Raw genomic sequence first — 24,231 nt, 5'->3', positions numbered from 1 at the left:
CTCCTTCAAGTTTCTACATTATACCAATTGAGGCTTTATATAAGCTAAGCAAATGATTTGCGTCAAGCTAACCCACAAAGATGATCGGGTGCGGCCCAAAGCTGAGCACTTATTCAGCCAATAAATGATCGATATAACGCTGGATGACCAGACCTTCATCAAAGTTAACTAAAAAAGTCGACTGTTTGTTCATTTCTTCAAAAAGCGACGGAACCTGTTCAAATTCTGTAATTTCCTGCCGGTCTTCACCTTTTTTTGATTCGTAGAGATTTGACCAGTTCTCCAGCGTCAAAACCCCTTGTTCCCCGTAAACTTTAAATTGCAGCAATTCCTTCTGGCCGGTGCCGCTGATGCCTGTCAGCAAGAAAGGGATTTGTTGAGCGGTAACACCATGCGCGATCAGTCCGGTTTCGCATTTATCCGCTTGTTCCGGATACGTGATGTGGTGGGAAGTGAATGATAGCTCACCAAAGAGCCGGTTCATCAACTGGAAATAATGAGGGAAAACTTCACGGACAAATCCGCCTTGGCTTCTTGAACCGATCCATGGATTTTGCTGCCACAGCCTTGGCCAGTCCGGAAAAAAGGTTTGCAGTTCTACTCGGACCACTTTACCGATGTCGCCCCCTTTGATGCGCTTGGCCATCTCACGGACTGCCGGTTTGTACATCAACGGGAAATGCATGGCTGTTCGGACGCGGTTGTCCTGGACAGAGGCTGCCATCAATTCGCCGCCTTCCACATTATGTGCCAATGGTTTTTCACATAGGATATTGATTCCTGCACTGGCCGCAAGTTCTGCAATTTCTGCGTGAAAAGCGGGCGGCGTTGCTATGTAAACCCAGTTAATGTCCGAATGCAGCACTTCTTCCACAGATTTTGCCATTGGAATTCCGTAGGCTTCACTGATTTCTGTAAGGCGTTCTGTCTGTTGGTCGTAGACTGTCTTTATTTCCACATGGCTTTCCTGCTGAATTTGTTTAATGATCCGCTCCCCCACAATGCCTGCTCCAATAATGCCAATTGAAATCATGTAAAATCTCCCCTTTGAGTGCCTTTCGGCTTTTTTTCACTATTTGTTTATTAGTGTAACCTGTAAGGGTATAGAATAGTCAAACAATACCATTACACCCTCAAGGAGGAAATAACATGGACAATCCCAAAAATTGGTGGGAGCCGATTTTCACAGGCCAATTAGAAGTCGGCGTCAACAAAGAAAAGCTCGAAAGTACTATCGAAGAATCATTCTTGTATTACGATGAAGCAGCATCGCCAACGGAGCCGGCCCTTTAATTGCTGAGTCTTGCTTACTCCCGTTGCTCAAGTACATAAAAACGCCTTGTTCAATTTTGGGATTGAAAAAGGCGTTTTGTTATGCAGATTTTCAGAAGCATTGCAGGTCCGCAACCAGCTGCCTGATTGCCAGAAGGCCCATTTGTTCATATAATAATGAAGAAATGAAAGCGGGGATCCCTATGAAACTGAAACTTATGCTGTTGGCTTTATTCTTTCTATCCGGCTGCAGTATGCTGGAATCGACTGACACATCCAGCACGACCGATCGCATTGATGTGGAAGTGACGCAGGTCATTGACGGCGACACCATTAAAATCATCTACGAAGGCAAAGAAGTGACTGTTCGGTACCTATTGATGGATACGCCGGAAACCAATCACCCGCGACTTGGCGAACAGCCTCTTGGCAAAGAAGCCACGGAAGCGAACAAACGGCTGATCGAATCAGGTGACGTATCGATCGAGTTTGACGTCGGCGACCGCTTTGATGATTATGACCGGCTGCTGGCTTATATTTATGTCGATAGCGAAAGCGTCCAGGAACAAATGCTGGAGTCTGGTTTGGCCAGAGTCGCCTATGTCTTTCCTCCAAATACCCGTTACCTTGACGAATTTGAGCAAGCGGAACAAATCGCAAAAGACGATGGAGCTGGCATCTGGCAATACGAAAACTATTCAACTGACCGAGGCTTCAATTCAGATGCCTACGGACAAGAAGATGCCGCCTCTTCTGCTGAAGAACAGACGAACCGCGACTGTGACATCAAAGGCAATATCAACCGCAGCGGCAATAAAATCTACCACCTGCCAAGCGATTCTTCGTACGAACAGACCAATCCCGAAGAATGGTTCTGTTCGGAGCAGGAAGCAGAAGATGCCGGCTTTCGGGGTGTTGGGCAATAGGATGGGCGACCCTTGGGCAGAATTTATAGGACTTTATCGCCCCTGGCATTATTGGCAATTCCTCAAGGAAATCAGTTCGAAGTCAACAAAAAACCGCGCAACCTAAAGGGCTGCGCGGTTACTCTTATATGATTCCTACTGGGCTCGAACCAGCGACCTCTACCCTGTCAAGGTAGCGCTCTCCCAGCTGAGCTAAGGAATCTCAATTTCCAGGACAAATACAATTATATCCTGCCTGTGAAAAAAGTCAATAGCTATTCAGGAAGAATAATTGATAGCTACTTTTAAGTCCATCCGTTCAATGTAACAGCTTCAAGACATTGATAGTTTCCAACATAATAGGACTGCAGGTGTGCTGGTATATTTTCTGCCAGTACACCTGCAATTTTCAATCAACAATCACAATCGAAACCACTTCGTCCATCGGCAGCCTGTGCTTTTCCAATTGATCTCCGTAAATCAGCATCCGGCTTTTTTCATCGATTCCTTGAATCACTCCTCGATGCGTATGGATCGCGCCGGCCTTCCAGCTATGGATGATGACGTCGCATTGGCGCTTGAGTGCGATGTCCATTTCCTCCTGCATCAGCTGCAGGTCGAACTCATTCAGATCGGGTTTGGGCATCTTTTCGTCTTTTTCGTACCATTCCCGGATCATCTCGACATGCTCCGGCAGCATTAATGCTGTCCACTTGATCTTTCCGCGGTCTTTGATGTCGCCTACTGTCTTCAAGTATTTATTGCGTTTCATTGGACCACCCCCTTATTCTTTATTGTGTCCGCCAATCAACTTCGTCCGTGCTATGGCAGTGCCTGCACCGGTTCCCGAGATTCCCCGGTAAATCGCCGAATACCCATATCGTTTCCGTATTGTGTCCATCGCTTCTCCGAGGCTTCTGTTTTCGAACTTCCTTTCATCAAAGAGGCTTAGCTGCATCGACGATTCCTCTTCCAGGTTGCTGATAGCCAGTGAAATCTTTCGAACCGGTTTATGCTGGAAATGCTCCCGGAAAATCTCTAGGCAAACCTGGTACATCTTCAATGTGTCATTTGTAGCTTCGTCGATGGATCGCGAGCGGGAAAATCCACCGCCAAAAGCTGTCTTGCTGTAGACGACACTCAAGTGGATCGTTCGCCCCGCACGACGGGCTTGGCGCGTCCGCATCGCAACGTCTTCGCACATTTCCAGGATGATCGTCATGATGTCTTTTTCTTCTATGTAATCCCGGTATAAAATCTGGCCTTTTCCGTAACTGATTTGCCCTTCTACTAAAGGCGAGCCCAGATCTGATAGATCAATGCCATTGGCATGCTGGTGCAGCTGGTTGCCTAAAATGCCAAACTGCTCTTCCAATAGCGAGACGTCTGCGCACGCTAAATCACCAACCGAATAAATGCCCATACTGTTCAAGGTTTTTTCTGTGCGGATTCCAATCCCCCACATTCTGCTTAAAGGGCTCACTGGCCACAACTTCATTGCGATGTCGGCATGGGTCCAATAAGCAAAACCTGTTTCTTTCGCTTCCAGATCCAGGGCCAGTTTAGCCATCAGCATATTCGGCCCTCCCCCGACAGAGGAGGGCAACTTAAAAAACTCCAGCAAATCCTGCTGGATGCGGCGCATGGTGAACGCCGGCGGACCCCATAGCTTTTCAGTACCCGTCAGCTCGATAAAACTTTCATCCACGCTGTAGATATGAATCGACTCTTTCGGCACATAGGTTCCCAACAGTTCTGTAATCGCCATGGACTTTTGCAAATACAGTTTCATTTTCGGTTCGATCAGCAAAATGTCCTGATGGTCTGGAATTTCAAAAAGCCGGGTGCCGGTTTTCACCCCAAAGCGCTCCTTCATCATCGGCGATGCCGCTAACACCACACTTCCTTTCCGTTCCTGATTTCCGACAATGGCAAGACAAACTTCCAGCGGGTCCAGCCCGAGCTCGACTGCGGAAACGCTGGCGTAAAAACCGCGCATATCGATGCAGAATATATAACGTTCTGGCAATTCAAGACCTTTCATAATTACCACCTCTCAAAAGGGAACGTATGTTCTTATAATATACCACGAAGTTCCTTACAGCAATCCTTTTTGAAAAAATAAAAACCCTCTGCCATAGGATGATTCCACATCCACAGCGAAAGGGCTTTTCTAAAAGAGTTTATTTTATTGTTTGAAGCATTCAAACATCGTGTGTCTACAATGGTATATTCGTGAAATTTTCTAACAACTTTACATTTTGCTGCTGACATTATAAGATGGGACAAGTAAGAGATTTGACATCGATCGTTCTTATTGGGTTTTGAAAATCAGTGGGAAACATTGGGTGCCAAACCCACTGCAAGCTTTAGGAACAAAGTTTGCTTTGAAAAAGCTATCGCCTTCGGGCGGTGGCTTTTTTCGCTGTTTCTGGCAAAATGAAGCAACAATAAAAACCGGCCGGGCTGATGCCCGGCCGGTTTTGTATTTTATTAGGCTTCTACTGTTTTAGCAGGCTTTTTATCGCGTGCTAACCATTGAATTCCGAATAGGATGACAAACGATATTGCACCAATCGTATCAGTCAAGCCTTCCGGATAAATCAAAGCCAATCCAGTTGCGAATGTAATAATGCGCTCGAACCAGTTAAGCTTCCGGTACCAATAGCCGATCAGCCCTGCTCCGATGGCTACCATTCCTGTCAATGCTGTAATCAATACCCAGATCAATTCAAGCCAGGTTGTATCGATCATTAACAGAGCCGGCGACAACACGAACATATAAGGAATGATAAACGCTGCAGCTGCTAATTTGGCTGCGATAAACCCGGTCCGTATTGGTTCGCCGCCTGAGATTCCTGATGCTGCAAATGCTGCAAGCGCAACAGGCGGTGTGATATCTGCGATAATCCCAAAGTAGAAAACAAATAAATGGGCAGATAAAGCGACCACCAGCGGCACTGCTGCTCCAACTGGCTCATCAAGCATCAACAGCGTAATAATGGCTGGTGCCGCTATTGTAGACGTGATGACATAGTTGGCAGTGGTTGGAGATCCCATACCCAGAACAATCGCCGCGAGCATCGTGAAGAATAGCGTCAACAGGATATTGCCTCCTGAAGCTGAAACCAGCCCGTTGGCCAAACTCAATCCGAGTCCAGTCTTCACGACCACCCCGACAATAATACCGGCTGCCGCTGTTGCAGCTGCGACAGCCAAAGCAGTTCGGGCACCGTCGACAAGTGCTAAAATGATATCTTTGAAATTCAGGCGTGTTTCCTTATTGAATGCACTGACGAAAATTGTTAACAGAATTCCGTAAAGTGCCGCCTGCATCGTTGGAATACCAATTAAAAGGAAGACGATGATGGCGATAATCGGTAAAAGAAGGTAAATCTTTTTCAAGACTTCTTTGCGGTCCGGCATTTCTTCCGGAGACAAGCCTTTTAGACCAATCCGCTTGGCTTCAAAATGGGTCATGATCCAAACACCCGTAAAATACAAAAGCGCCGGTATAGCCGCGGCTTTTGCAATTTCCCAGTAAGTCACGCCCCCGATAAATTCCACCATCAGGAAGGCTGCAGCCCCCATGATAGGCGGCATTAATTGTCCGCCTGTAGAAGCTGCGGCCTCTACCCCTCCAGCAAATTCTTTCTTGTAACCCAATTTTTTCATCATCGGAATCGTATACGAACCCGATGTAACGACGTTGGCAACCGAACTCCCGGAAATGGTTCCTTGCAGGGCGCTGGAAAAAATCGCTACTTTTGCCGGTCCACCTGTTAAACTTCCGGCCAGGGACACAGCTAAATCATTGAAATACTGTCCGACCCCAGTTTTCACCAAGAATGCTCCAAATAACAGGAAGGTGAAAATAAAGGTTGCCGATACGCTAAGCGGTGTTCCTAATATCCCATCGGTTGTAAAGAACATTAGCTGGATAACTGCATCCAAATCCTGGCCTCTATGGCGTAAAAATCCAGGGAAGTAAGGCCCGAAAAAGGCATAGGCCAAAAATAAACTGGCAATGATCGTAATCGGCATGCCTACTGCCCGGCGTGTCGCTTCAAGCGTCAGCAAAATCGCTAAAATTCCGACAATCAAGTCCAATTCGGTAACACGTCCTAGCCGGAATACCAAATCATCATACATAATCGGCCAATAGGCAGCTACGCCGATTGACAGCAGCGCCAGTATGTAATCATACCAAGCAACTTTATGGCGAGCCCCTTTCCGCTTTCTGGCTGGGAACAGTAAAAAGATCAAGGATAAGGCAAATCCTAAGTGAACCGAGCGCTGAATATAAGCGGTATACTGTCCAAAAATAGCGGTATAGAGTTGAAATAAGGAAAATGCCAGTAAACCGAAAAAGACCACATGCTTAATCATTCCGCTTAAATCCCGCGTATTTGATTCGGGATCGTATTTCTGTAAAATTTCTTTTTGCTTTTCCTCTGAGATGTAAGACTCATCCTCTGGTGGAAGCTTTTGCTGTTCACGTTCTTCTGGAGACAACTTATCGCTCATCAATTCTCACTCCTTCTCTTAGTTGAAATAGGGATAAGCGCTGTACCCGAAAAGTATAGGACTTACCTCTTTCAAGTGTTTTTTTCAAATCCATTTGGTGCCCTTTGGTGCGAAATGATAATCCCGCATCAACGTCTCCCACAAACAGACGGAACTCGGGAATTTCCCTTACCATATTCTTAATAAAGTATTTCCCGTCCTTTTCGACAAAGGTCTCGCCTTCTCCTGCATTCGAGGGCATGCCAATATTGAAATCTTCATATTCAAGCTCTGTCATCATCAACACATCATTTTCAGCTACTTTGTAGCTTTCAATAACTTCTGACAGATGAATGGAATGTGTATATTGGATTTGAAAAAATGGGCTTTCTATTGGTACATAAGCCGCTGTTTTTTCAGTCTCATTATCGATAAACACATAATACTTGTGAAAAGGGAAGAATGCGATTAAGGAGCCGATTAAGATGAGGGCAATCAATAATGGAAGAACGATTCGTATCCGGAGTATCCGCATATTTTTTCTCCTCCATCTATAAAACAAATAACTGACGGCAGAGCTTGCGCTTTACCGTCAGTTAATCGTTCATTCAATTAATTTACTTCGTCAAAATAGGCTTGCGCTCCTGGGTGGACATCGATTCCGATTCCGTCAAGAGCCGTTTCTGCTTGGATAAAGTCAGCTTTTGCGTGCTGGATTTGATCTGTGTTTTCATAGATCGCTTTCGTGATGTCATAAACAAGATCTTCTGAAAGATCGTTTTGAACTACGAGCATAGCCAAAACAGAGACAGTCGGAACTTCTTCAGTCAATCCGTAAATGCCAGACGGTACAACGTCATGAGCATAATATGGATATTTTTCGATCAGTTCGTCAGCTTTGTCCTGTTCTACAGGTACAATGACAACGTCTGAAGTAGCTCCAAGACTTTCAACTGCGCCTGTTGGAGTTCCTGCAGTGATGAATGCCGCATCAATTTGACCTGATTGCAAGCTTTCCTGTGACTCACCAAAGTCAAGGTTCTGAGCATCAATGTCGTCCATTGTCATGCCATGGATTTCCAATAATTGTTCAGCGTTAATATAAGTTCCAGATCCTGGGGCGCCAACAGAAATGCTTTTGCCTGCTAAATCTTCATATGAAGCAATTCCAGAATTTGCAGTAGTAACCAATTGGATCGTTTCCGGATAAAGTGCACCGATGGCCGAAACCGTATCAATTACTTCTCCTTCGAACATGTTAGATCCTTCAGCTGCATAGAATGCTGTATCGGTCTGGACAAAAGCAATTTGGGCAGCTCCATCAGCAAGTGCTGTCATGTTCGCAGCAGATGCCTGTGAAACTTCAGCAGTAGTATCCAACCCTGTTTCGTTTTCAACGATTGTGGCCATTGCTCCGCCAAGCGGATAATATGTTCCTGTTGTACCGCCAGTCAGGATGCTTAGGAATTCGGGATCTGCTGCCCCGCCGCCTTCGCCTTCCGGTTCTGTAGCTGCATCATCTCCGCAACCTGCCAAAAATACAGATCCTGCAAGAGTTACTGCAGCAAATAAACCAAATTTCTTTTTCAACATAAGGTGACCTCCCTTTTCTATAGTGTTTTATGTTCCAATTTAATAATACCATGTCTTTCTTACTAGTTTCAACGACTTTCCAAAATACAAACGCTTACAGTGGGAACATTTAGAAAACTCCTTATGTTTCGGCACCTTCCACATGCGTTTCCGGAGTCGTATCTTCCGGGGCCAAATCTTCGAACGTTTTTCCCTGTTCTTCCAGGTCGCGTGTCCGATGTGCGATGCGGGCGGATGCACATGCAGCAATACTCGCTACCAAATCATCCAGAAAAGTGTGAACCTGGCCGCCGTATTTTGTATCGAGCTTGTGAATGATTCCTGTTTTGTTTTTATCCAAATGTCCGAATGTCGTAACAGCAATGCTGCCATAAGTTAAAACCGCACCCAGCCCGATCATTTCATCAACGCCAAAAAGCCCTTCATCCGATCCAACAATCTGTTGAAGCGGGCGTGACAGTTTCCCTTGCTCTGCCAGTTCGTCCAATTCGATGCCAACAAGCAAGGCGTGCTGCATTTCACGTTTACGCAACACACTCTCAACCGATTCCATACAATGCTCAATGGTAAGCCCTTCGTTAAAAGGCAGCTGCATATCCAAAACTATTTTGGCTATGTCTTCATTCGTAACCCCTCTGCGTTCCAATGCTTCATGCGTCGCCTTTGTCACGTCGTCTGAGTGAACCCGAAATTTTGCACCATCCATGTCAAAAACCCCTTTCGCTCTAGTAAGTTGGTGTTCTTTCCCATTATACCTTGGACATTCAGTATGGTACAATTTTCTTACAGAACCTTAAAGGAGGCTTCCGAATGACGACTGGAAAGGTAGAAGATTTATCCATCTACAGCAAAGAGCTCCAGGAAGACATGCAATTGCTTGTCTATCTTCCTTCCAATTATTCTCCCCTTTATAAATACACGCTGGTCATCGCTTCTGATGGCAAAGATTATTTTCAATTAGGGCGGATTCCACGTGTTGTGGATGAATTGTTGGAAAGCCAGGAAATCGAAAACATTATCGTGGTCGGCGTACCTTATAAGAGCGTCGCTGATCGAAACAAAAAATATGAACCCACCGGCGAACAGCATGGTGCTTATCTGCGCTTTCTGGCACACGAACTGGTGCCGTTCCTTGACGAAAAATATCCGACCTATCAGGTGGGCATGGGGCGTGCCTTAATCGGTGATTCGTTGGCCGCAACCGTCTCCCTTATGGCTGCCTTAAAATACCCGAATATTTTCGGCCGTGTTATCCTGCAATCGCCGAAGGTCGGGCAAGAAATGCTGACCGCAGTGGAAGCTTTCCAATCGGCTAATTCTTTTACTGTCTACCATGTGATTGGAAAAGAAGAAACGGCTGTCAAACTGGGCAACGGCACCACCGAAGATTTTGTTGAACCCAACCGGCAATTAAATAATTTAATGAAAAATAAAGGGTTTTCGATCTTTTATGAAGAATTTGAAGGAGACCATACTTGGAAGCATTGGCAGCCCGATTTGAGGCGTGCGCTTATTCAGAACTTTGGCATGTAAAGGCTGACCGAGTTCCGAGACAAAGTTGGCACCATTGCTATGGATGGTTATCACAGACAAGGAGGTCATTAAGATGAACTATGGAGTCGCAGCTTTTCCTTCAAAAAAATTGCAGGATCTCGCCAATTCGTACCGCAAGCGTTATGATCCGCACTATGAGCTGATTACCCCTCACATGACGTTAAAAGGACCATTTGAGGCAGATGCATCAACAATTAAAGATGTCGCAGCAGAAATGCAGAACATCGCCAAGCGGCAAAAACCCTTTAAGCTACATGCTACGCGTGTCAGCACGTTTTCACCGGTTACCAATACTTTGTATTTCAAGGTGGAGCCAAATGCTGAAATCGCTGCATTGCACGAAGATCTTCATTCTGATTTTTTCGGAGGCATGCCAAAGCATTCTTTCGTGCCGCATATTACGATCGGACAAAAACTATCCGATACAGAACATGCCGATGTTTTCGCGCAATTGAAGATGGCTGGCATCGACCACGAAGAAGTGATTGACCGTATGCACCTGCTTTATCAATTGGAAGATGGTTCATGGACGGTCTACGAGACATTCAGATTAACTGGAGATGATCAATAAGTGCTGAAAGTAAAAATTGCTGAAATTCAGATGGAAAAAGAACAGGCTTTCGATATCCGCAGAAAAGTTTTTGTGGATGAACAACACGTTCCGATTCATATTGAGATGGATGAATACGATGATACAGCGGTTCATTTTGTCGGTTATCAGCTTGAACAGCCGATTGCGGCAGGGCGCATCCGGGAAGTGGAAGCAGGCCTTGGCAAAGTTGAACGGGTATGCGTACTTTCCGAATACCGCGGCCAGCATATCGGTGTAATGATGATGAATGAGATGGAAGAGTACGCACGAACAAACGGTATTTTCAGACTCAAATTGAATGCCCAAACCCATGCACTCGCCTTCTATGAAAAACTGGGCTACGACATCACATCCGATGAATTCATGGATGCCGGCATTCCCCATAAATCGATGGAAAAAGTCGTTAGTTAATCTATGAACACAAAAAAGCAGATCAGCCGAGTTATCGGCCGATCTGCTTTTTTATATTTATTATAGAATATGGAACCCGCTGTCTACATGGATGGTTTCCCCTGTAATTCCGCGTGACATATCGCTGAATAGGAAAGCAGCGGTATCGCCCACTTCTTCAGGTGTCGTATTGCGGCGAAGCGGTGCTTTTTCTTCGATTTCATGAAGAATGGAGTTGAAATCGCTGACACCTTTCGATGATAGTGTGCGAATCGGACCAGAAGAAATAGCGTTGACGCGGATGCCATGCCGTCCAAGATCCGCTGCCAAATAACGAACGGACATTTCAAGAGAAGCTTTCGCCACTCCCATGACATTGTAATTCGGCATGACGCGTTCGCCGCCGATATACGTCAATGCGACAATGCTTCCGCCTTCAGCCATCAATGGCTTGGCGTTTTTCGCGATGCTTGTCAATGAGTAGGCACTGATGTTGTGCGCCAATAGGAAGCCATCTCTTGATGTATCCGAAAAATCACCGGACAATTCCTCGCCTTTTGCAAAAGCGATGCAATGTGCCAATCCGTGGATGGTTCCCACCTGCTCTTTAATGGCAGTAAAACATTCCGCTACTGCTTCATCGTTTGTTACGTCGCATGGCAAGATCAGTTCGTGGGTGCCATCGAGCGTTGCTACCAAATCACGTACAGATTTTTCGAAGCGTTCGCCTGCATAAGTGAAAATCAGATTTGCTCCCGATTGATCCAAAGAGCGTGCAATCCCCCAAGCGATGCTTCGCTTGTTAGCTACTCCCATAATGACAAAAGTCTTTCCTTTTAATGATATTGACATGTCCATTCCTCCTGCGTCTGTAATTATTACCTGGTACTAATAATACCTCACAAAAAAGAAAAGTGCAATTCGCACTTTTCTAGAGCCGGCTTAGGAATGTTGTTGCTAAGCCTAAATAAATCACAATTGAAATGATGTCATTCAAGGTGGTGATAAACGGTCCGGATGCTACGGCTGGATCGATTTTCATCCGATGAATCAATAACGGAATAAATGAACCTGCCAATGTGGCAACGAAAATGGAACTCATAACGGCAGTTCCAACGAGCATGCCAATGAGCAATTCGTCTTTCCAGAAATAAACCAGTCCGACTACAACAACGCCGCAGACAACACCAGTAATCAGGCCTGTCCCAGCCTCGCGGAACAGCAGCTTCATTTTGCTCTGCTCTTCAATGTCGCCTGTCGCAATTCCCCGGACAGCTACGGCCAGTGCCTGTGTTCCGCTGTTTCCGGCCATTCCCGCAATCAGCGGGATAAAGACAGCTAACAGCGCAACCTCATCCAAGGTCGCTTCAAACATACCCATCAAATTGGCCGTCAGCATTCCAAGGAATGTCAACAACAGCAACCAGGGCAGCCGTTTTTTTGCAGCGGTCAAGGGCCCTTTGTCAAACGTGTCCATATCGGAAACGGCGGCCAGTTTGGAGTAATCGTCCGATGCCTCTTCTTCGAGCACGTCAATGATATCGTCAACTGTAATAATGCCAAGAAGATGGTTTTGGAAATCGACAACCGGCAAAGCAAGAAAATCATAATCTTTGATCATCCGGGCCACTTCTTCCTGGTCTTCGCTGACCGAAACGCTGACGACCCGTTCGTTCATGATGGTGCTGATGAGCGTATCTTCTTCGGCAAGGATCAAATCTCTTAATGTCACAATACCCGACAGTTTCTTATCATCATCAATTACAAACACATAATAGATAGTTTCGGCATTCGGTGCTGCATTCCGCAAAATGTTCATCGCCGAGCGCACCGTAGAGTTTTTCGGTATGGCCACAAACTCCGTGGTCATGATGGAACCCGCTGTATACTCTTCGTAATGCAGCAAGTCCTTGATTTGCTGCGCCGATTCCTTATCCATAATCGTCAAGTAGCTTGCGACCTGTTCTTTATTCAATTCATTTAAGACGTCCACCGCGTCATCTGTGTACATATAGGACAATAAATCAGAGGCGTAACGCGCGTCCATCTCATGGAATAAGTCTTCGTATTCATCATCATCCAAATCAATAGCTTCAAAAATATCCGCCATCTCTTTAGGAGAGAGATACTGATACAGCAATTGCCTGTTCCCGGAATCCGCCTTTTCATAAAAACTAGCCTGGTCGTATGGATGGTGCGATAAAAACTCATCGCGGAATTCTTTCACATCTCCGCGGATCAGCAATTCAGTGAACAATGCATCATTCAATTCTTCATCACGTACTGCTTTTTCTTCCATCATGTATACTCCCTCCTTTCGAAGATTCTCTATGCTTGCTATAGTAGTCTATACGCTACACCCTAGGTATGTATAGTAAATTTTAAAACAAAGAAGGTGTCCATTATGAAATATGACATTATTGGTGATATCCATGGCTGCTACCAGGAGCTGCTGGAGCTCATCAAACAGCTTGGCTATGAAAAGCAAGGCCATATATTTGTCCATCCGGAAAACCGCAAACTCGCCTTTGTCGGCGATGCAATGGACCGCGGCCCCCAATCTCTCGATGTTCTGAAACTGCTGTTTGCGCTGCAGGACGAAGGCATTCTGTACTATTCTCCCGGAAATCATTGCAACAAACTTTTTCGTTTTTTTAAAGGGCACGATGTTCAGCTTGCCCACGGCCTGGAAGTCACTGTAGCAGAATGGAAACAGCTGCCCGATCCGGAAAAACAGCAATTCCGAAAACGCTATATTCACTTTTATGAGCAGCTTCCCCATTACCAGCAGCTGGAAAACGACTTGATTGTGGCCCACGCTGGATTAAAGGCTGAGATGATCGGGAAACCGCTCAGCAAAGGCATTGCGATTTTTGTACTATATGGCGATATCACTGGAAGATTTCACGCTGATGGCCGTCCCGTCAGGCGCGACTGGGCCAGAACCTACCGAGGAAAAAAATGGGTGGTTTATGGACACACGCCAACTGCAGAGCCTTATTTCATCAACAACACCGTCAATATCGATACCGGCTGCGTATTTGGCGGCACTTTGACCGCTTTCCGCTTTCCCGAAAAAGAAATAGTTTCAGTGCCTTCCCAGCAGCCTTATCAACCGGATCGCTTTCACCTTTTCCATTAAACCAATGACTGCATGTCCCGGTTCAACGAAGAGCGGAAAAACAGCGAGTCCCCAGAAACTGGATGGATCAGTTCCAATTCTGTACAATGAAGCGCTTGGCGACCGATCAAATCCCTTTTGCCCCCGTACAAATCATCCCCAAGCAGCGGATGGCCAATATGGGCTAAATGGACACGGATCTGATGGGTTCTTCCGGTATTCAGTTGCAGGGTAACATGCGAATAGCCTTCCAGTTTCTCGATTACGCGGACTTCGGTTTCTGCAAATTGCCCGTCTTCACGCACTTCCCTTTCGATAATGCTGGCATTTTTTCGCCCGATGGGAGCAGTAATTGTAAATGCATCTTTTTCTACTGTTCCATGAACCAATGCCTCGTACCGCCGTTTCATCTTTTTCTCCTGCTGCTGCAGCGAGATCATGTGATGGATATGGCGGTTTTTTGCGATGCAAACCAGCCCGGAAGTATCCCGGTCCAGCCGCGTCGCAATATGCAGAGTGGAAGGAATGCCATGGTCATTGAAATGCTTCGCGACAATATTGGCCAAGCTGCCAAACGGATGCTCTCGCGATGGAATGGTATTTTGTAAAGGCGGCTTTTCAACAATCAGCAGCGCCTCGTCTTCATAGACGATTTCCAGGTCACCGTCTTCTGCAGATAAGCCTTTCCCATGCTCTTCAATCGGAAAAATAACGGTCACGGCATCACCTTTTTTCAAGGGATGCCTGACCGTTACTTCTGCGTCATTCACTAAAATTTGACCGCCGCCATATTTAACGGAAGCCAATGTCCGTTTGGAGATGCCCCAGTCCCCAAGCGCCTCGCGCAACAGGCTCGGGGCTTTAGCAGTATAGGTCAATTGAAAGGGTTTCATGGCGCTCAATCTGAAAGCTCGCTGTCAATAAAGGAATCGTGGACGCGTTGCCAGAATGGAAACGCGCGGAATCTGGCAAATCGAACTTTTTCATATGCAACTCTGTATTCGATCGATTTTACATCTTTATGAAGCAGCTGAAGATGATCGATCGTCACCATGAAATCAGGCGCTTTTACCGGACGCAAAGCACAACGGTGATGGCCAGGCAGGACCAGCGGCGATCCCACCGTCCGGAAAACCCGGTTATTGATAGAAGCCATCTCTGTCAATTGCATTGCCTGCAGCGACGGATGGATGATGGCGCCTCCCAGCGCCTTGTTATAGGCTGTACTCCCTGAAGGGGTGGACATGCACAGGCCATCTCCTCTAAAGCGTTCAAAATGATGTTCATTTAGAAAGACGTCCATAACCAATGTGACATCCGGAGACTTGACGGTCGACTCATTCAACGCCAAATAAACGGCCGGTTCCTCCAGGTTCTGGTAATGGATGCTCACTTCCAGCAATGGATACTCAATCACTTCATATTCCTTTTTGGCAATCGATAAAACAAGTTTCTCGATTTCAATCGGCTTCCAATCAGCATAAAAACCAAGATGGCCTGTATGTATTCCGACAAAAGCCACATCTGCAAGCTTTTCACTGTATTTATGGAATGCATGAAGCAAAGTTCCATCCCCGCCAATTGACAGGACTACATCAGGCGACTCTTCGTTCCACTCCATCCCGAAATCCTCCAGGTAGTTTCTAGCAGTGGCCATCAGTTCATTGGATAATTTGTCACTTCTCGATATGATATAAAATTTCATCGTTCTGGTCGACCTCCCTCTCTATCGGTTCGAAAATGAGTTCCAGGCGATTCCTTGAATTCGGTGAAGTAGGCCTGAGCATCCTGAATTTCATCCCGAATCTGAGACATTTCCTCATCCAATTGAAACGCAGCTTCGGCGGCGCGTTGAAGCCGGTTCTTGATTTCTTCCGGAAAAACACCTTTATATTTGTAATTCAAGGAATGCTCAATCGATGCCCAAAAATTCATTGCCAAAGTCCGGATTTGAATTTCCGCTAAAATCAGCTGCTCTCCGTTGATGGTCTGAACCGGGTATTCCACAATGACGTGGTAGGAGCGGTAGCCGCTTTGTTTTTCATTGGAGATATAGTCTTTTTCCTCCACAATACGCAAGTCTTTGCGCTGCCTCAACAAACCGACCACCGTCTCAATATCTCCGACAAATTGGCACATCATTCGAATTCCGGCTATATCCTGCAATTGATGGGCAAGCTCTTCAGAAGGCTCAAACGGAATGCCTTTTTCCAGGGTCTTGTCGTAGATGCTCGCTAAAGGCTTGACGCGGCCAGTCACAAACTCAATCGGCGAATTTGTGTTGTCGGTCTCAAACTGGCTTCGCATCCCTTTGAATTTTATCTTTAATTCATCTACTGCCTGTTTATATGGTGCTAAAAATCGATTCCATTGACCCATCTCCGGTCCTCCTCACTTCTTTTAAGATCGTGAAGCAAGTGCCTCATGAAATGCCTGTTCTACAGCAGTACGGAAAGCTTCTCCGTAGTTGTCATTGCCTTCTATGTTCTCTACCAGCATCCACAGCTCTTCGTGGAACTCTGCCAGCGGCATGACTTGTTTGCCCCATGTTAAGAGCGGAACTTTTTTTTGCTGCAGCGCTTTGGTCAACGCTGGCCATGTATGTACGCCAAACTGAACATATATATAGTCAGTACCCGTATCCAGCAAATAGACAAACGCCTGATTGTCAGAATCTGTGAGCATTTGCCCTGACGCTTCAATTGCTTCAGCCGGTTCGGTTTCTTCAATGAAAAATTCAATGTTGTTTTCAGTGATTTCAGTTCGGTTTACTGCTACGAATTTATGCAAATTGATACTTCCTTTCTAGCTTCTTAATAATGATATTTTAACACAGCTCTGCCATTCGTTGCAGTTTGCACTAAACTATCCGATAATGAAGTTAACAGAGAGGTGTTACCCATGACAAAAGAACTTGAAATCGAATTTAAAAACATGCTGACAAAAGAAGAATATACACGCTTGCTGAAAGATTTTGCCGCTTTCCATAACGGTCCTGTCACCCAGCACAACCATTATTTTGATACCGATAATTTTCAATTGAAGGCACAGCGCAGCGCATTGCGCATCCGGAATAAAAGCGGCCTTTTTGAGTGTACGTTGAAAACTCCTGCTCCTGTCGGCCATTACGAAATTACCGATAAATTGACCAAAGAGCAGGCGCGGCGCATGCTCGAATTAAAAACTTTCGAAGCGGCTGAAGTATCAGATGCTCTGCAAAAAATGGATGTATCAATTGCGGAGTTGAAAACGATCGGCACGTTGACTACTCACCGCGTGGAATTCAATTACCTGGAAGGCTTACTGGTCATCGATCATTCTGAGTACAATGGACAAGAGGATTTCGAACTGGAGTTTGAAGTGGCAGATGCCGAAACTGGCCAAGAGCGATTTTTCCATTTCCTTCAGCAACAAGTGATTCCCGAACGGCCAGCAAACAAAAAAATTGCCCGCTTTATGGATTCTGCATCTGTTCACTGAACAAAATAACATTCTCTAAACCTAAAATTTGGCAGCTGCTCAATCGATTTGTTTGAGATATTCGGGCTGCGTTGTTAGAATGAATTTACAGCTAAAGCAAAGGAGACACGATAATGACTGGAAAACCTATTATTCCGTATGAAGAAATTGGTGCGGAAACATTATCAAAGTTAGTCGATGCATTTTATGCCCGCGTAGCGGAGCATCCACAGCTGCAGCCTATTTTTCCAAATGACCTTTCAGAAACCGCCCGTAAACAAAAACAATTTTTGACCCAATACTTAGGTGGACCCAACCTTTATTCAGAAGAGCATGGCCATCCGAGACTAAAGGCAAGACATCACCCATTCGCAATTACGCCTGCCAGAGCTCAGGCTTGGCTGGAGTGCATGAGTGAAGCAATGGACGAGGTGGGGTTAAGCGGGAAATTCCGTGAAACTTTATACAATCGCCTTGTTATGACTGCGCATCATATGATCAATGAGTATGACAGTGAGGAGGAGTTGGAGTGAGCAACTTAGATTTGGCTCAGGAAATTCGTGAGCCTGCGAATTCCTTTAAACCAATGGAACTATACGTTTTCGTAGATCCATTAAACTCGGAATGCTGGGAACTGCAAGGGATCATCCGAAAATTACAAATCGAATACGGCCATTATTTTTCCATGCGCATTGTTTTGAGTACGCAATTATTCAACTTAAACAAGTCAACACTGTCATCAAATATTGATACCGATAATTTGACTCATCCTGTCTTGCCGTCTGTAGCGATAAAAGCTGCAGAACTTCAGGGAAAACGTTCAGGAAACCGGTTCCTTCACAAACTGCAGGAGTATCTGTTCCTTCAGTCCAAAGATGTCTCTTCATACAGCGTCTTGTTGGAAATAGCGGAAGAAGCAGAATTGGATCAGGAAGAATTCAAATTGGATTTTCATTCTGTACATACCGCAAAAGCTTTCCAATGCGATTTACAGATTACCCGCGAAATGGAAATCAACGAAGTTCCAAGCATTGTCTTTTTCAATGAATGCATTGAAGACGAAGGCGTCAAAGTATCCGGACTTTATTCTTATGATGTTTATCAAACAATTTTACAAGAAATGCTGGGGGAAGAAAGCCTGAACCGGCAAACCCCGCCATCCTTGGATGATCTTTTCACAAAATACTCAACTATGGCAACTAGAGAAATTGCTTCTATATACAATATTTCCGAACAAACCGCAGAATGCGAACTGAAAAAACAAGTTCTTCAACAGAAGCTCGAACGCATCTGCATGCCGAAAGAAACCTTATGGAAAGTAAAATAACCTGCCTCCCACTTGTGGGAGACAGGTTATTTTTTATGGCTCGTATTTGGTTTTGAAAGTATTTATATAAAATCAGAACGTATATCCACACAGTTGAAATAAAGCTTCCTGTAAATAGCTGTAAGGGACTGCGTTGGCGCTTTCGCTTTTCTTCATTGTCCAGACTCCGATGCCCAGCTCTTCAGGTCATAAGCCAACCCGACTGTGCGGCAAAGAACGCCACTTCGCCGGTCTGCCTTATGCCCGTCAGAGCTACACGGGCACCTTCGCTTTTCTTATTGTCCAGACTCCAGCGCCCAGCTCTTCGGGGTCATAAGTCATTCCAGCTGTGGGGCAAAAAGCGCCACTTCGCTGTTCTGCCTTATGCCCGTCAGAGCTACACGGGCGCTTCCGCTTTTCTTATTGTCCAGACTCCAGCGCCAGCTCTTCGGGGTCATAAGTCATTCCAGCTGTGTGGCAAAAAGCGCCACTTCGCTGATCTGCCTTATGCCCGTCAGAGCTACACGGGCGCTGCCGCTTTTCTTATTGTCCAGACTTCAGCGCCCAGCTCTTCGGGGTCATAAGTCATTCCAGCTGTGTGGCAAAAAGCGCCACTTCGCTGTTCTGCCTTATGCCCGTCAGAGCTACACGGGCGCTTTCGCTTTTCTAAAACCAAAGCGAAAGGCGCCTTCCACGTCCGGAAGGCGCCTTTCTATATTACACAAAGGGGATGGGAGAAATGTTCACGCTCAAACAAAGGGGTGTATGTTTGTATGTGATTTATTTCACAACATAATCTTATCACGGAATAATAGTTAATGCAATAATTCACAATCACTTTCACAAATTCGTCATATTCAATCTTTTTTATCCTAACGCTTACTCTTTTTTAATTATCTTTATATAATAAAAAGAAAGAAGCAGACTTATAAAATCAGCTTCTTTCCTTATTTTATTTATTCAGCAATAATTTTTCGAGTTCATTCAGCTTTTGTTCAAATACTTTGCAAGCTTCTTCAACAGCTTTTGATTGTGTCATATCGACACCGGCTTTTTTCAGCACTTCAATCGGATAGTCCGAGCTGCCGGCCTTTAGGAATTCATTAATATAGCGATCTACTGCAGGTTGCCCTTCTTCAAGTATTCCTTTGCTCAATGCTGTCGCCGCACTAAAGCCCGTGGCATACTGGAAGACATAATAATTATAGTAGAAGTGTGGAATTCTTGCCCACTCCAAACCAATTTCTTCATCGACTGCCACATCCGGTCCGAAATACTTTTGGTTTAGTTCGTAATAAACCTCTGTCAGGCGATCGGCTGTTAATGCTTCCCCGTCCTGATCCATTTTGTGCATCATGTGTTCAAACTCGGCAAACATGGTCTGGCGGAATACTGTTCCACGGAATCCATCAAGCCAGTGGTTCAATAAGTATATGCGCTCCTGGTCGTCTTCAGTTGCTTTTACCATGTATTCGTTCAGCAGAGCTTCGTTGGTGGTCGAAGCCACTTCCGCTACGAAAATAGAGTAATCACCGTAAATATACGGCTGGTTTGCGCGTGTATAGTAGCTATGGACACTGTGGCCAAATTCATGGGCCAATGTGAACAAATTGTCTACATTGTCCTGCCAGTTCATCAGGATATAGGGATTGGTTCCATAAGCACCGGATGAATACGCTCCACTGCGCTTTCCTTTGTTCTCTTTGACGTCCACCCAGCGGTTGTCGATGCCTTCTTGAACAATGCCTACGTATTCCTCGCCAAGTGCTCCAAGGCCTTTAAGCATAATCCCTGTGGCATTTTCATATGGAATCTCCATTTTCACTTCTTTAACCAAAGGAGTGTGCATGTCCCACATATGAACTTTGTCGATTCCCAGTACTTCCTTGCGCAACGCTGCGTAGCGGTGCAAAAGATGAAGGTTATTGTTGACAGTCTCCACCAGGTTATCGTAAACAGCTTCCGGGATATGGTCGTCAGCCAAGGCTGCCTGGCGAGCTGACTCAAACTTCCGGATCCGTGCGTTAACGTTATCGCGCTTAATGTTGCCCGAAAGCGTGGAAGCAAAAGTATTGCGGAATTTGCCATAGGTTGCATAAACCGCTTTAAACGCATCTTCCCGCACGCGGCGATCTTTGCTTTCCAAAAAGCGGATGTAATTGCCATGCGTAATTTGGACTTTTTCGCCTGACTCATCTTCTATTTCCGGAAACTCTAAATCTGCATTGTTCAGCATGCCGAACGTTTCTGATGATGCGCGGCTTACTTCAGACATTTGCGCAAGCAAGGATTCCTGCTCGGCAGGCAATACATGCGGACGAAGTGAATTCAATTCCTCAAGCGCCTGCTTGTACAAACTCAAGCCTTTGTGGCTATCCACATAGCCGTTTAGGACAGATTCTTCCAGAGCCAGTATTTCAGGCGTCAGGAATGACAAGCCAGCTGAGACTTTCGCAAACAAAGATTTCACGCGGCTGTCCATCGCCTGGTATTTCGAGTTGGTCGTATCCTGATCGTAGCGCATATGCGAATAAGTATAAAGGCGTCTCAACCGTTCGGTCAACTCATCTTTATAAACCAGCACCTCATAAAGCGCTTCGGCACTTTCCTGCAATTTTCCTTGATACGACTCTGCTTTGTCTCCGATTGCAGAAACTTCCACAAACTCTTTTTCCCAAAGTTCATCGGTTTCGAATATATCTTCCAATCTCCACGTTAATTCTGTTGGAACTTCTTCTCTTGCCAATACTTTGTTGACCATTAAATTTCCTCCTCTGTCCCATTCTTTCGGGAAACGAACTACACCTTATTTTCTCAATTTTCGCAAGTTTTTGCAATAGTTATCATAGGTGATTTCCAAAAAGCTGGAATCTTTTGAAAAACCCTCTTTTAACAGCAAATATAGATCCAGGTAGCGGGACATTATTTCCGTTGCTTCAGGAGCCCTTGAAGGATCTGATAACACTAGTTTTCCAGAAGCGATCAGCCCATCCACCGAAATCCCCTTTTCCCATGCCGCCGCTGCCTGCAACTGCCACAACACTGCCGGCTGCTTCAGACATTCGGCACCGAGCAATGGAATTCCGAAATGAGCCGGCAAATTAGCCATATCCAGCTGCAACTCATAACATAATCGGCAGTACAAACTTTTTATTCGATTTTCGTTATACAGCTGGCTTCGGATGTATTGCTGGCGCACATTCTGAAAAATTCCCAGAACTTTATTAAATTCCTCTTTGGTCAAAAGCTTTGGAATTGCGAAAGGAAAAACTTGCTTGCTTGCCTCGATTGACTTGGTTTTTCCTACCCAACGATTCGAGCTTACATAAAACAAGCTTGAATGATAGTAAAATCGATTGTCCGGTGGATAGAACAACAGGATGAAAAAAGTTTCGGCGACATTTTGCCTCATTTCAATTTCATGCGTTTTCAGTCCGAGTAAACTGATTCCTTCGGGGCAGGATTCTTTTAAACCTTTGATCCAAACAGGCTTCAACTTCATCTTTAAATAACCTTCGGATCGCTGTTTGAGTTGTTGGACCGGAATTGTGCTGCATTGAAATTCAATCGCAAGGTGGCGGTTGACCAAAAGATCCGCGCGCTGACGGATTTGGGGGAGATAGCTTTCTAATTCGGCTTTGAGGTTTAACTGAGAGAAGAATTTGTAAAGAAGAAGTTTTCCTTGGAGATGAAGAGAAGATTCTGGTTCGCTGAAAGTGTCGCAATCTGTTCGAGTCTGGTGGGCAAAATGAGGGATGTTGATTTCTCCGATTTTCAAACGCAGCGGCGCTTTGCAGGAAGGACAAAAAAACTGTTTTCGCTGGCGCATCTCCCTGAGTTCAGTGCGGGTATGCTTGCCGGTTAAATAAAACAATTCCTGTTGTTCGGTTTTGGCTACTAATATATAGATCACTCTCCTTTCTTCTAGTTTATGGAACTAGGAGCATTTTGGCAATAAAAAAAAAGACCTCCTGAAAGGAGATCTTAGCCAAAATAATGAAGTACATTTGAGAGCGCATCTTCTTTGAAAATTGGTTTTCCGTATTCTTCAAGACGGTGAACTGTTACCGGCGAGATACGTAAATACTCTGTAATGATACTAACATTGTTTTTAATGTCTTCTTCCGAATGGAGGAGTTCATCAAAGCTTGTATATAGATAATATTTGTTCTCGAAATGATAAACTGCAGATTCAATCGGCACGTACATCAACCGGCGCGCAATTGGCAGCAGCTCTTCCACTTCAGAAAAAACAAATGTATATTCAAGTTTCTTAATGTCAGGTTCATCAAAAACCGGTTCGAATTCATCAAATTCCGGAGTGACCGCATCTTCACTTGCAAACATTTTGCGGCGTTCTTCTATATCATCAGGCAAATCAAGCTTCTGCCCATCTTTAGTTAATTGCGCACGCGTTACTGTGACTTCAAGACCCTTGTCCATAGCCTGGACTTGGATCCAAAGCGGACCTTCCATTACGAAATCGGCTTCTTCATTAACTTCATCCATCATTTCCCAAAAAAGCTCTTCGCTCTTATCTCTGTTAAACCAGATTTCGTCACGGCTAAACCCTCGCTCTTCAACGTCGAGATAGGAAATGTAAAATTTAACTGTGTTGTCGTTGATACGTTCGATTTCCATTTTACACCTCTCCTTTACGGTTTGGACTAAGAGAACATTCCTCAGAGCCGTGCTGTATTGCTTTTAACAAGTATAACTTTTTTCATGAGTAAAGAAAAAGTTTATGCCTATCACCAAAGACAAGTTACAAGTACATAGAGTTTAATGCACTTAACAGATTTATGCAACTAATTAAAATAAAGAAAAGCTGCCCAAGATCTTTTATGAAATACCATAAAGACCGGACAGCTAATGTGCTTTTAGTTAGTTTACCATTCGCTGAGCTTCAAGCAATTGATAAGCTCTAACCTTACGTGGAAGGAATCGACGGATTTCATCTTCATTGTAGCCGACCTGCAGGCGTTTTTCGTCCATGATAATCGGACGGCGCAACAGCCCTGGATGTTCTTGGATTAACTCATAAAGACGTTGAAGCGGTAAACTCTCAACATCCACATTCAATTTTTGGAATATTTTAGAACGGGTTGAGATGATTTCATCTGTGCCGTCTTCAGTCATACGTAATATTTCTTTGATTTCACTAATTGTTAAAGGCTCAGAAAAAATATTGCGTTCTGTGTATGGAATCTCGTGTTCCTCAAGCCAAGCTTTAGCTTTTCTGCAAGATGTGCAGCTCGGTGAAGTAAATAGTGTAACCATCATAGTGGAGCACTTCCTTTCGGATTCTTAAAAACTTATTATTTGCTTCAAATTAGAATCATTATAGTTTAGAGGCTCTACATTCATTATACAATGTATGGAGTGAATTTAATAGTATATCTTAATAAAAAAATTAGAAATCAATCTTTTTGTCACATAATAGCTATATATTCATTATACTTACACAACTATGTAATATAATTTTACCCCTTTTTCTTTTGTCGTAAACTTCCAAACCGAATTTATTTATTCT

General features: G+C 44.9%; 26 protein-coding genes and 1 tRNA gene. 9 read left to right on the top strand and 18 right to left on the bottom strand.

The genetic code is table 11. The features are described 5' to 3' along the window. Positions 1-109: 109 nt before the first annotated feature. Positions 110-1,033, bottom strand: coding sequence for a Gfo/Idh/MocA family protein (locus QOZ98_RS09445; protein WP_308787215.1), 924 nt, complete (start codon positions 1,031-1,033; stop codon positions 110-112). Between the two features lie 116 nt (positions 1,034-1,149). Here QOZ98_RS09445 and QOZ98_RS09440 point away from each other — a divergent pair, with 116 nt between their 5' ends. After that, complete coding sequence (locus QOZ98_RS09440; protein WP_308787214.1) at positions 1,150-1,293, top strand: hypothetical protein; 144 nt, start codon at positions 1,150-1,152, stop codon at positions 1,291-1,293. A 182-nt stretch (positions 1,294-1,475) separates the two neighbouring features. Further along, complete coding sequence (locus tag QOZ98_RS09435; protein ID WP_308787213.1) at positions 1,476-2,198, top strand: thermonuclease family protein; 723 nt, start codon at positions 1,476-1,478, stop codon at positions 2,196-2,198. 129 nt (positions 2,199-2,327) lie between these two features. On the opposite strand, the gene QOZ98_RS09430 is transcribed toward QOZ98_RS09435, so the two are convergent. The 7 genes from QOZ98_RS09430 to QOZ98_RS09400 form a co-directional block, all read right to left on the bottom strand. Continuing rightward, positions 2,328-2,400 (bottom strand) — tRNA-Val (locus QOZ98_RS09430). A 186-nt stretch (positions 2,401-2,586) separates the two neighbouring features. Beyond that, entirely contained in the window at positions 2,587-2,949 is a 363-nt protein-coding gene (locus tag QOZ98_RS09425; protein WP_308787212.1) for a YolD-like family protein, read from the bottom strand. Between the two features lie 12 nt (positions 2,950-2,961). Further along, entirely contained in the window at positions 2,962-4,221 is a 1,260-nt protein-coding gene (locus tag QOZ98_RS09420) for a Y-family DNA polymerase (protein ID WP_308787211.1), read from the bottom strand. A 449-nt stretch (positions 4,222-4,670) separates the two neighbouring features. Further along, positions 4,671-6,704: a TRAP transporter permease gene (locus QOZ98_RS09415; RefSeq protein WP_308787210.1), complete on the bottom strand. Its 2,034-nt coding sequence runs from the start codon at positions 6,702-6,704 to the stop codon at positions 4,671-4,673. Beyond that, entirely contained in the window at positions 6,694-7,218 is a 525-nt protein-coding gene (locus tag QOZ98_RS09410; protein ID WP_308787209.1) for a DUF1850 domain-containing protein, read from the bottom strand. Before QOZ98_RS09410 ends, QOZ98_RS09415 begins: the two co-directional genes overlap by 11 nt. Before the next feature lie 77 nt (positions 7,219-7,295). Then, complete coding sequence (locus QOZ98_RS09405) at positions 7,296-8,276, bottom strand: TAXI family TRAP transporter solute-binding subunit (RefSeq protein ID WP_308787208.1); 981 nt, start codon at positions 8,274-8,276, stop codon at positions 7,296-7,298. A gap of 121 nt (positions 8,277-8,397) precedes the next feature. Then, a complete protein-coding gene (locus tag QOZ98_RS09400; RefSeq protein ID WP_142826140.1) occupies positions 8,398-8,982 on the bottom strand; it encodes a phosphatidylglycerophosphatase A family protein in 585 nt (194 codons plus the stop codon). 104 nt (positions 8,983-9,086) lie between these two features. Between QOZ98_RS09400 and QOZ98_RS09395 the strand changes: the two genes are divergently transcribed. From QOZ98_RS09395 to QOZ98_RS09385, 3 genes are all read left to right on the top strand, one after another. Next, positions 9,087-9,809 carry an alpha/beta hydrolase gene (locus QOZ98_RS09395; protein WP_142826139.1) on the top strand — a complete coding sequence of 241 codons (723 nt, stop codon included), beginning with the start codon at positions 9,087-9,089 and terminating at the stop codon, positions 9,807-9,809. 73 nt (positions 9,810-9,882) lie between these two features. Beyond that, a complete protein-coding gene (locus QOZ98_RS09390) occupies positions 9,883-10,401 on the top strand; it encodes a YjcG family protein (RefSeq protein ID WP_308787207.1) in 519 nt (172 codons plus the stop codon). Beyond that, positions 10,402-10,833, top strand: coding sequence for a GNAT family N-acetyltransferase (locus tag QOZ98_RS09385; RefSeq protein WP_308787206.1), 432 nt, complete (start codon positions 10,402-10,404; stop codon positions 10,831-10,833). Between the two features lie 60 nt (positions 10,834-10,893). Here QOZ98_RS09385 and fabI read toward each other — a convergent pair whose 3' ends face one another. Further along, positions 10,894-11,664, bottom strand: a complete 771-nt coding sequence (gene fabI, locus QOZ98_RS09380; protein WP_142826136.1) for an enoyl-ACP reductase FabI — start codon at positions 11,662-11,664, stop codon at positions 10,894-10,896. Positions 11,665-11,743: 79 nt separating this feature from the next. Continuing rightward, positions 11,744-13,114: a magnesium transporter gene (gene mgtE / locus QOZ98_RS09375; RefSeq protein ID WP_308787205.1), complete on the bottom strand. Its 1,371-nt coding sequence runs from the start codon at positions 13,112-13,114 to the stop codon at positions 11,744-11,746. A 102-nt stretch (positions 13,115-13,216) separates the two neighbouring features. Here mgtE and prpE point away from each other — a divergent pair, with 102 nt between their 5' ends. Beyond that, positions 13,217-13,954, top strand: a complete 738-nt coding sequence (gene prpE / locus QOZ98_RS09370; protein WP_308787204.1) for a bis(5'-nucleosyl)-tetraphosphatase PrpE — start codon at positions 13,217-13,219, stop codon at positions 13,952-13,954. Here the strand turns inward: prpE and QOZ98_RS09365 are convergent. The 4 genes from QOZ98_RS09365 to QOZ98_RS09350 are packed head-to-tail and all read right to left on the bottom strand — an operon-like array spanning position 13,951 to position 16,723. Continuing rightward, positions 13,951-14,826, bottom strand: a complete 876-nt coding sequence (locus QOZ98_RS09365) for an RluA family pseudouridine synthase (protein ID WP_308787203.1) — start codon at positions 14,824-14,826, stop codon at positions 13,951-13,953. The genes prpE and QOZ98_RS09365 overlap by 4 nt on opposite strands. A gap of 5 nt (positions 14,827-14,831) precedes the next feature. Continuing rightward, a complete protein-coding gene (locus tag QOZ98_RS09360) occupies positions 14,832-15,638 on the bottom strand; it encodes an NAD kinase (RefSeq protein WP_308787202.1) in 807 nt (268 codons plus the stop codon). Further along, positions 15,635-16,312: a GTP pyrophosphokinase gene (locus QOZ98_RS09355; protein WP_308787201.1), complete on the bottom strand. Its 678-nt coding sequence runs from the start codon at positions 16,310-16,312 to the stop codon at positions 15,635-15,637. Before QOZ98_RS09355 ends, QOZ98_RS09360 begins: the two co-directional genes overlap by 4 nt. A 21-nt stretch (positions 16,313-16,333) precedes the next feature. Next, positions 16,334-16,723: a UPF0738 family protein gene (locus QOZ98_RS09350; protein ID WP_308787200.1), complete on the bottom strand. Its 390-nt coding sequence runs from the start codon at positions 16,721-16,723 to the stop codon at positions 16,334-16,336. A 111-nt stretch (positions 16,724-16,834) separates the two neighbouring features. On the opposite strand from QOZ98_RS09350, the gene QOZ98_RS09345 reads away from it, so the two are divergent. The 3 genes from QOZ98_RS09345 to QOZ98_RS09335 all read left to right on the top strand — a co-directional run bounded on the left by QOZ98_RS09345 (position 16,835) and on the right by QOZ98_RS09335 (position 18,719). Beyond that, positions 16,835-17,413, top strand: a complete 579-nt coding sequence (locus QOZ98_RS09345; RefSeq protein ID WP_308787199.1) for a CYTH domain-containing protein — start codon at positions 16,835-16,837, stop codon at positions 17,411-17,413. Between the two features lie 113 nt (positions 17,414-17,526). After that, on the top strand, positions 17,527-17,925 hold the full coding sequence (locus tag QOZ98_RS09340; RefSeq protein ID WP_308787198.1) for a globin domain-containing protein: 399 nt from the start codon (positions 17,527-17,529) through the stop codon (positions 17,923-17,925). Further along, complete coding sequence (locus QOZ98_RS09335; protein ID WP_308787197.1) at positions 17,922-18,719, top strand: ClpXP adapter SpxH family protein; 798 nt, start codon at positions 17,922-17,924, stop codon at positions 18,717-18,719. Before QOZ98_RS09340 ends, QOZ98_RS09335 begins: the two co-directional genes overlap by 4 nt. A gap of 931 nt (positions 18,720-19,650) precedes the next feature. Here QOZ98_RS09335 and pepF read toward each other — a convergent pair. The 4 genes from pepF to spxA all read right to left on the bottom strand — a co-directional run bounded on the left by pepF (position 19,651) and on the right by spxA (position 23,978). Next, positions 19,651-21,459 (bottom strand): oligoendopeptidase F, encoded by a 1,809-nt coding sequence (gene pepF, locus QOZ98_RS09330; protein ID WP_308787196.1) that lies wholly within the window; start codon positions 21,457-21,459, stop codon positions 19,651-19,653. Positions 21,460-21,504: 45 nt separating this feature from the next. Next, positions 21,505-22,611 carry a competence protein CoiA gene (locus QOZ98_RS09325; protein WP_308787195.1) on the bottom strand — a complete coding sequence of 369 codons (1,107 nt, stop codon included), beginning with the start codon at positions 22,609-22,611 and terminating at the stop codon, positions 21,505-21,507. A gap of 71 nt (positions 22,612-22,682) precedes the next feature. Beyond that, positions 22,683-23,339 carry an adaptor protein MecA gene (gene mecA / locus QOZ98_RS09320; RefSeq protein WP_308787194.1) on the bottom strand — a complete coding sequence of 219 codons (657 nt, stop codon included), beginning with the start codon at positions 23,337-23,339 and terminating at the stop codon, positions 22,683-22,685. A gap of 243 nt (positions 23,340-23,582) precedes the next feature. Next, positions 23,583-23,978, bottom strand: a complete 396-nt coding sequence (spxA, locus tag QOZ98_RS09315; RefSeq protein ID WP_006829729.1) for a transcriptional regulator SpxA — start codon at positions 23,976-23,978, stop codon at positions 23,583-23,585. Between the last annotated feature and the right edge of the window lie 253 nt (positions 23,979-24,231).

This window comes from Planomicrobium stackebrandtii, assembly GCF_030814955.1.
Lineage (GTDB): Bacteria > Bacillota > Bacilli > Bacillales_A > Planococcaceae > Planococcus > Planococcus stackebrandtii.
Note: the sequence above shows the minus strand (reverse complement) of the source record. Positions and strands in the feature narration are given on the sequence as shown.